We start from the raw sequence: 7981 nt of genomic DNA, 5'->3' as shown, positions 1-7981 counted from the left end.
AGGCAGGGGGAGAAGGCTGTGAGGCGACATGTCGATTTTCCGGGGCTCCCGGGGGGCGTCGGATCCCGCTACATCGACAACGTCAACGGGTTACGTGTGCATATCCTGGAAGCAGGCCACGGCGGCTCCGAGCGTCCACTGGTGCTGCTACTGCACGGGTTTCCCGAACTGGCCTACTCGTGGCGCAAGATCCTGGTTCCACTCGCCGACGCCGGTTTCCACGTCGTCGCGCCCGACCAGCGCGGCTACGGCCGAACCACCGGCAGCGATATCACCGACCTCGCATCGTTTCGCGCCGACAATCTGGCCCGCGACGCCCTGAGCCTGATCTCCGCACTCGGCTACGACCGCGCCCATCTCGTCGGGCACGACTTCGGCTCACCCGTCGCCGGGTGGACCCGCACATGACCTGGCACAGCTGCCCCGGTACTACGTCATGGACGCCGACACCACCATGCCGGAAAACGTGGCGCCGCACCTACCTTCACCGCAGCAGCGAGCCGCGTGCACCTGGCTGACCGACGAGGAGCTGAGTTTCTACGCGCACGAATTCGGTCGAACCGGATTCGGCGGCGCACTCAACTGGTACCGGGCCCTGGCCCTGCCGGGGGCCGCCGCACAGCACGATCTGCGGATCGGCGTACCCACTCAATTCCTTGCCGGACAGCAGGATTGGGGAATCTGGCAGTCGCCCGGCGCGCTGCGAACGATGGCCGAAGCCGTCTGTGCCCAGTTCGCGGGCACCGTCCTGGTCCCCGATGCCGGGCACTGGGTCCAGCAAGAGCAGCCACTTCCTGTCATCGAACAGATCTCGAGATTCATCAACGACGCCGGGTCGATCGAAGCTCGAGCCCCGCCGCGCGCGCTTGGCCGTACTCTGTTGAGAGCCTGCATGTTTGGTGACCGTAGCCCGTAGGATGGAGCCTGATGGACCACACGGACCCTTTCCCTCGCCCTGTTCCAGTCACGGTGCCGAAGCTGCTAGTGGGCTTAGGGGCGGCGCTAGCTGTCGCGGCGGCGATCGCATCCTTCACCTTCACCTCCACCCTCGCGCAGGCCGCGGGAGTACCTGAACATCTGACCTGGTTGTGGCCGGTGGTGGTCGGTCTCACCGTCGCGCTGATCGCCTGCACCTTCATCACCCTGGTGGGCATCCGCGACGAGAAGGCCACGTCGCTGGTGCGGGTCTACGAGTTGTTGCTCGTCGCCGCCGTGCTGTCGAGCATCTGCGGAAACCTGCTGTCCATCTCCCGGAATCCGGTCGAGATGGGAACCCTCGGCACCGCGATCGTGGTTTCCCTTCCGCCGATCTGTCTGATGATCTGCGTGGGCAATTACCTGCTGCTCACCGCAGTCGTACCCGTCCGGATCGTGGCCGCGATCCGCGAGGACGACTGGCGGCTCAGGGTCCTCGGTATACCCAGCGCGCCGACGCCGACGAAAGACCTCCCCGACCGTGACAGCGACTCCTGGTGGGACCAGCACCGGAGTGAGGCGAGGACTCCGCCGACGACACCGAGGACCCGGACATAGGAACCTCGAGTCCGGCGGCTGAAGCATTCTCGACGGCTATCGACCGAGTCGTTCGCGGACGAACGCGGCGGCTTGGTCCCGGTTGTCATTGACGAAGTACGCGAAATGCCCGTAGCTCAGGGCATTTCCGAACCCGGCGGCCGGGTCGCCGCCCTGGCAGGCGCGGTCACCGGCGTTGCAGAAGTCGCGCACGCGGTCGGCGTAGTCCGCGAGCGCGCCGAGGGGCAGTGAACCGGTGCCGGACAGGGCTGGGTCGAAGTTGCCTCGGTTGTAGGGTTCCGCTCCGTTGAACAGCGGGCTGCCGAACATCGCGATGGCGTCGATTCGCGCGGAGGCCTGTTCTGTCAACAGATTTCGCGCGTTGAGGGTATTGCCGATGACGCGCCCACCTTGCGAGTAGCCGAGCAGGACGAGCCGTTGGTCGGGGCAACCGGCGGTGGCCTCGTTCAGCAACGCCGTGAGATTCTCCACGCCGCGCACACCGCTGTCCGGGTTCATCGAAGCCGGATACTCGAGTTCGGTCACCGTGGTGCGCAGGCCGGATTCCTGGGCGATCCGTCGGCCCAGTGGAGTGAGCAGCAGACTGCCGGACTGCGGTTCGAGAGTGCCCCGCACGGTGACGACCCGGACCTCCGCACATCCGGCATCGCCCGGGTCGGCGGCTGCGCTAGGAAGGGTGGGCAACGCCAGTGCGGCGGCTATTACGGTCGAGTGCAACAGGATTCGTCCACGCATCCGGCCACTGTATTGCATCCGGGGCGGTCGCAATGGTGCGCGAAATCAGAAACCGACGAGTCCCGAGGCCAGGCTGCCGGTGTCGATGATTTGTTTGACCTGCTCGCGGGCATTGGGGCAATTCTCGCGAGTGACCACGTCGATCGTTTCGCGGTGGCGGGCGAGGGCGATATTGATCGCACCGTTGCGCAGCGCCCAGGTGTGGACGACGCCGTTGAATTTCACGCGAGCGATGGCACTGCCCTGTTGGCGCCAGTTATCGATCTCGGCACGCATCGTCTCGCACAACTGCGCAGCGGCGGCCGCGTCGATCACCGGCGCGTCGACACCAGTGGGATTCCCGTCGGGACTTCGCGAATCGGTAGTAACCGCGCAGGCGATGACACCGGCCGATACGAGCAGACCCAACAAAACGACGCGGGCCATGCGGTGGACGCGACGGCTCGTTCGTCTCATGAGCATCGGGCCTTCTTTCATTCGGGACACGGTGGTTTCACCGTTCGAATGCCCGCGTCTTGTGAGATGAATCAGATATCGCGCGTCGAAATGCGTTGTAGTGACGGCAACTACGGAGATTCGGCGTGTCTGTTACGGGTAAGCGGCGCGGTCGCCGGACCTTCCAGCACGGCCCCGTCCGGTGCGAAACGGGACCCGTGTAAGGGGCAGTCCCAGGTCTTCTCCGCGTCGTTCCAATTCACAATGCCCCGCAGGTGTGTGCACACTGCCGACACCCTGTGGGTCCGACCATCGACGGTGCACAGTGCCGTCGGCTGCAGACCCTGGCGGTCGACGGTGCCTTCTCCTTCAGCGGGGTCCGATCCGGAGCCGGGCTCGAACAAGTGAAGCCATCCGGTCGAGAGATGCCGTGCCACTGCGGCATTCGCTTGCACACCCGCGAACAGGGACTTCACCGCACCGGTGCGCCAACCGTCATAGGCGCCCGACCACGCAGGCTGACGCCCGGACAGTCGGTCGGCGGCGGCGAGTGCGGCGGCGACGCCGTTGGTCATGCCCCATTTGGCGAACCCGGTCGCACACAGAACGTCGTCGGCACCGAGCTGCACGGGGCCGACGAAGGGCAGTTCGGAGATCGGGTGGTAGTCCTGGGCAGACCACCGATCGAGTAGTCGTGCGCCGGGATACCAGCGATCGGTCCAGTCCAGCAACTCTGCGACATGATCGGCTTCGGAATCGACGCGCCCGACGTCGTGGCCGTTGCCGCCGACCAGCAGGACGTCGCCGGACTCGGTGGGGCACCAGCGCAGCGAGCGAATGGGTCGACCGGCGCTGACGAGCATCTCCCGCGGGATCGGTTCCGATACCTCGAACGCCGCCAGGTAGGAGCGTTGGGCAATCAGCTGACCGAAAATCGCGCGGCGGTCGAACACGGGTGATCCGGTCGCGACGATCGCGTTCGCCGCGCTGACATCGCCGTGGTCGGTGCCGATCACAACGCGGTTGTTGTGTCGGCGAAGTCGTTGCGCGCGAGTCGATTCGAAGATCCGACCGCTGTGTGCCTCGATATCGGCCGCGAGCGCGGTGAGCACCGCGACCGGGTCGACCTGCGCCTGCTCCCTGAGCCGAACACCGCCGTGCGTGGGGAAAGGCAGCTCGAGCTCGTCGAGCAACTGGGTGGGCAGCCCGACCGAGCGGGTGGCCTCGTACTCGGCGCGCACTGCTGCGGCTTCGTCGCCATTTTGCGCATAGGTGACGGCCGGGACGCGCTGGACGGCGACGTCGTGATCGGCGCAGAAATCCAGCAACCAGTCGAATCCGACTTGATTGGCCATTACGTATTGCGCCAGAACTTCGGTGCCGTGCCGACGTGCGATCGCCTGCGCGCGCGTCCCCTGCAGCAGCGAGATTTTGGCGGTGGACGCGCCGGTCGTCACGGCACCGACCTGACGTGCCTCGAGCACAGCGACCCTGCGGCCTTGCTCGGCTAACACCAGCGCCGCGGTCAACCCGACAATCCCGGCACCGATCACGACGGTGTCGACCTCGATGTCACCGTCGAGGGGCGATCGGGTCGGCACCGGCACATCGGTCAACCAAAACGACGTCATGGGGACCGCATACCCCGCTGCGTCGAACGAAACGAGCGCAGCCGACATTGTCACGAGAGTGCTCGAGAAGCGATATTCACCACGGCGGGGCAGCGCGTAATCAGCAAGAATTCGGTTCGTGGAGCGAGCGCGCATATCTGCCATGCGGACAGGCGTAATTGCCCGATTCGTCTGGCTCAGGCGGCGCCGAAATCAGGAATGGTGATCGACCCATCCGCGGCCAAGGGGAAACCCGGGTTGTGCGCGATCTCCCACGGATAGCCGTCCGGATCGACGAAGACACCCGAGTAGAAGCCGACCGGGTTGATGGCCGCGGGCTTGGTGATCGTGGCACCCGCCGCCTGTGCCACCGCCAGCAGGTCGTCGACCTCGGTATCGGATCGCACGTTGTGCGCCAACGTGATACCGCCGAACCCAGCCCCTTCATCGGGCAGACCGGAATCAGCGGCGAGTTTGTCCCGGCCCCACAACACCAAGCCGAGTCCGCCCGCCTGGAAGAAGACCGTCTCCTCGATCTCCTGGCCACACCAGCCGAGCGCTTCGTAGAAGGCACGGGCACGCGCCAGATCGGCGACGCCCAGCGTGATCAGGCTGATTCGCTGTTCCATACGACCACGGTAACCCCGCTCGGGTGGGCCGTCCTTGCTTCGTGCGTCGATGTGGCGCACGACTGTTTGCAATGTTCGGCAAAGCCACGGTTCCTGAACGGCGATCGAGGGGAGGGTCGGGGACGTCAGGTCGCGTCGTCGGCTTTCGTCCCGGCCGACCTGCGAGGGCTTTGCCGAGCCTCGCGAGGAGCTTCGAGGATCCCCAGTTGGGCGCAGGTCAGCAGGGCCACTTCGATGTCGAGCCTGCGTTCGCCGAGCGGGTGTCCCAGGAGCTCTTCGGCTTTGCGTACCCGGTAATGGACGGTGTTCTTGTGGACGTGCAGGCGGGCAGCGGCGTCGGTATAGCTGCCGCGGGCGTCGAGGAACGCGCGGACGGTCTCACGTAGTCGCGCTGCTGTGTCGTCGGTGCCCATCAGCGTGCCGAGCACGCGCCCGGCCCACACCCGCATCTCCGGTACCCGGTCGGCGAACAGGGCGGTCAACGCCACGTCGGAGTGGACGGTGAGTCCGTGCTCTCGCCTGGTCAATGCGACGGCGCGGGCCCGTTGCGCGTCGCGGAAGGTCTGGCGGAATCCTTCGAGGCCGGTGGCCGGATCGCCAAGGGTAATGGACAGATTCGGGTGGGTGCGCAGGTCGCGGACGAGTTGTTCGGTGTCGAGCACGGGTCGTGCCACCGAGGAGAGCCACACCCACCGGTTGTGATCGTCGACCTCCACGGTCATCGGTGTCTTGCCGGTCGCGGTCGCCAACAGGGTGGTGCCCGCGCGCAGGGACACGCGAGGCTCGCGGGTCCCCGGTGGTGTCCACAGCATCGCGAACTGGTGCCAGCCGCGCAGCGAGGCCGACAGCATCTGCTCGGCCGAACCCACATCCAGATCATCGGCGTCGACGACGGCACGCACCTGGGCGGCGCGGGCAGCGTCGGTGCGCGCGTCCCACCGACGGCGCTCGCTCTCGTAGATATCGATCAAGCCCTCGATCACCTGGTCGATGTAGCCGTTGACCAGGTAGGCGATGCGGGCCGCGGTGGCCATCGCGACGTCGGTGGGCGGGTTCAGCTCGGCCAGCAGCGTCAAGGTCCATTGGACGAACATGTTCTCGCCGAGCCGGTAGGCGCGCAGCAGTGCCTCGAGTGACAGGTCGTGCTGGGCGAAGCGGCGGGCGTACTCGGCGGCGGCGGGCGGCACGGTGATGTCGTCGAGGCCGATGGCCAGGGTGAGCATGTCCAGGATCGCGGAGATGTTGGACTCGGTGCTGGCCACCATCAGCCTTCGCACTTCGTCGTCGTGCCGGAATTCGGGAATGACCTCGGCGAACATCGTGGTCATCCGCGGTGACAGATGGTCCAGGTCGGCTTTGATCCGGCCCGCCACCGCACGCACCAGTGGGTCGTTGTCATGGGCCATGGCCGCAGACAGTACCCCGCACCTCGGTCGGGTGGCGCTGTTTGTGCTCGTGGCACAACACGTCGGTACAACGCTGGTCTGCTGGCCCGTAGTCGACGTCGAATACGCGCCCTACCGTGAGTGATGTAATCCAGATCACATTCATCACCGGTGAGGAATCATGCGACACATCGCCGAATTGCCCGAGGTCAGAGCCGCTGCCGACCCGCACGGACACTGCATCGCCGACGACACCGTCACACTGTCCAACGCGCAGTTCCGTGCTCGGGTCGACACCGCCGCCGCGGTCCTGCACCGCGAGGGTGTGCGACCCGACGATGTCGTCGCGGTCGTGCTGCCGAACCGGGTGGACCTCGTGGTGGTCCTGTTCGCGGTCTGGCGGCTCGGCGCCGCGGTCACGCCCGTGAATCCCGGGCTCACCGACGACGACATCCGGTATCAGGTCGAAGACTCCGGCGCCGTCGTCGTGATCGGCGAATCCGGCAGGCCCGCAATCACTCTCGACATCGCCGCGCTTGCCCACTATGCCGGTCCCGTCGCGGCCGCGGCCTCCACCGACGATCTCGCCCTGATCATCTACACCAGCGGCACCACGGGTAGGCCCAAGGGTGTGCTGCTCGGTCACGAGAACCTCGCCGCCATGTGCGCGATGATCATCGATTCGCTCGGCTTGGAGCCGACCGACCACAGCCTGCTGATCCTGCCACTGTTCCATGTCAACGGCATCGTGGTCAGCGTGCTGTCGCCACTGCTGGCCGGCGGACGCACCACCATCGCCGGAAAGTTCTCCGCTTCAGGATTTTTCGTCACGGTCGAGTCGGTCCGACCCACCTATTTCTCGGCGGTGCCTGCCATCTACGCGATGCTCGTTGCCCAACCCGATGGTCTGCGCCCCGACAGTTCCTCCTTGCGCTTGGCGATCTGCGGTGCCGCGCCGATGCCCGCCGAGCTCATCGCCCGGTTCGAGCAGCGCTTCGGTGTGCCGATCGTCGAGGGTTACGGTCTGTCCGAGGGGACGTGTGCGTCGACTCTCAATCCCATAGCGGGCCAACGGAAGCCGGGGACGGTCGGGCTGCCGCTGCCCGGCCAGAGGGTGGCGATCATGGATGTCGACGGTGCGTTGTCGGCGCCCGGTGAACCCGGCGAAGTCGTCATTCGCGGAGCGAACGTGATGCGCGGTTACCTCGGCAGGCCGACGGAGACGGCGAAGACCGCCGTGGACGGCTGGCTGCACACCGGCGACGTCGGCTATTTCGACGCCGACGGCTACCTGGTCCTGGTCGACCGGATCAAGGACATGATCATCCGGGCAGGCGAGAACCTGTACCCCAAGGAAATCGAGAACGCGCTCTACCGACACCCGGCCGTCCTCGAGGCCGCGGTCGTCGGTGTGCCCGACGCCGTGCTGGGCGAGGTGCCGGTCGCCCACGTGGTTGCCGCACCACATTCCACGGTCACCGTCGAAGAGCTGACCGAGCACTGCCGTGCGGAACTCGCGACGTTCAAGGTGCCGGCCGCGATCGTGTTGACCCCGGAAATGCCACGCAACCCGGTCGGCAAGATCGACAAGAAGCAGTTGCGGGTCATGGCCGCGCGCGCCTGATCGGTTCCGCGCCGCAATTCAATTCGAACG

The 7981-nt window shown here is 66.2% G+C and carries 9 protein-coding genes; 4 read left to right on the top strand and 5 right to left on the bottom strand.

The window, feature by feature from the left end; all coding sequences use genetic code 11:
• Positions 1 to 18: 18 nt before the first annotated feature.
• The 3 genes from ACFWUP_RS03415 to ACFWUP_RS03405 are packed head-to-tail and all read left to right on the top strand — an operon-like array spanning position 19 to position 1533.
• Positions 19 to 408 (top strand): alpha/beta fold hydrolase, encoded by a 390-nt coding sequence (locus tag ACFWUP_RS03415; protein ID WP_379230289.1) that lies wholly within the window; start codon positions 19 to 21, stop codon positions 406 to 408.
• Positions 409 to 436: 28 nt separating this feature from the next.
• Positions 437 to 916: an alpha/beta fold hydrolase gene (locus ACFWUP_RS03410; RefSeq protein WP_379230288.1), complete on the top strand. Its 480-nt coding sequence runs from the start codon at positions 437 to 439 to the stop codon at positions 914 to 916.
• A gap of 53 nt (positions 917 to 969) precedes the next feature.
• Complete coding sequence (locus ACFWUP_RS03405) at positions 970 to 1533, top strand: DUF2637 domain-containing protein (protein ID WP_379230286.1); 564 nt, start codon at positions 970 to 972, stop codon at positions 1531 to 1533.
• 36 nt (positions 1534 to 1569) lie between these two features.
• Here ACFWUP_RS03405 and ACFWUP_RS03400 read toward each other — a convergent pair whose 3' ends face one another.
• From ACFWUP_RS03400 to ACFWUP_RS03380, 5 genes are all read right to left on the bottom strand, one after another.
• Positions 1570 to 2268 carry a cutinase family protein gene (locus ACFWUP_RS03400; RefSeq protein WP_379230284.1) on the bottom strand — a complete coding sequence of 233 codons (699 nt, stop codon included), beginning with the start codon at positions 2266 to 2268 and terminating at the stop codon, positions 1570 to 1572.
• A gap of 45 nt (positions 2269 to 2313) precedes the next feature.
• On the bottom strand, positions 2314 to 2694 hold the full coding sequence (locus tag ACFWUP_RS03395; RefSeq protein ID WP_379230282.1) for a hypothetical protein: 381 nt from the start codon (positions 2692 to 2694) through the stop codon (positions 2314 to 2316).
• Between the two features lie 140 nt (positions 2695 to 2834).
• Entirely contained in the window at positions 2835 to 4334 is a 1500-nt protein-coding gene (locus ACFWUP_RS03390; protein WP_379230281.1) for an FAD-dependent oxidoreductase, read from the bottom strand.
• Between the two features lie 176 nt (positions 4335 to 4510).
• Complete coding sequence (locus tag ACFWUP_RS03385; RefSeq protein ID WP_379230279.1) at positions 4511 to 4942, bottom strand: VOC family protein; 432 nt, start codon at positions 4940 to 4942, stop codon at positions 4511 to 4513.
• A gap of 125 nt (positions 4943 to 5067) precedes the next feature.
• Positions 5068 to 6348 carry a helix-turn-helix domain-containing protein gene (locus ACFWUP_RS03380; protein WP_379230277.1) on the bottom strand — a complete coding sequence of 427 codons (1281 nt, stop codon included), beginning with the start codon at positions 6346 to 6348 and terminating at the stop codon, positions 5068 to 5070.
• Positions 6349 to 6508: 160 nt separating this feature from the next.
• Between ACFWUP_RS03380 and ACFWUP_RS03375 the strand changes: the two genes are divergently transcribed.
• Positions 6509 to 7951, top strand: a complete 1443-nt coding sequence (locus tag ACFWUP_RS03375; protein WP_379230276.1) for a class I adenylate-forming enzyme family protein — start codon at positions 6509 to 6511, stop codon at positions 7949 to 7951.
• The last annotated feature ends 30 nt before the right edge of the window (positions 7952 to 7981 follow it).

The organism is Nocardia sp. NPDC058658 (genome assembly GCF_042716665.1).
Classification (GTDB): domain Bacteria; phylum Actinomycetota; class Actinomycetes; order Mycobacteriales; family Mycobacteriaceae; genus Nocardia.
This window is presented reverse-complemented; position numbering and strand designations above follow the sequence as displayed.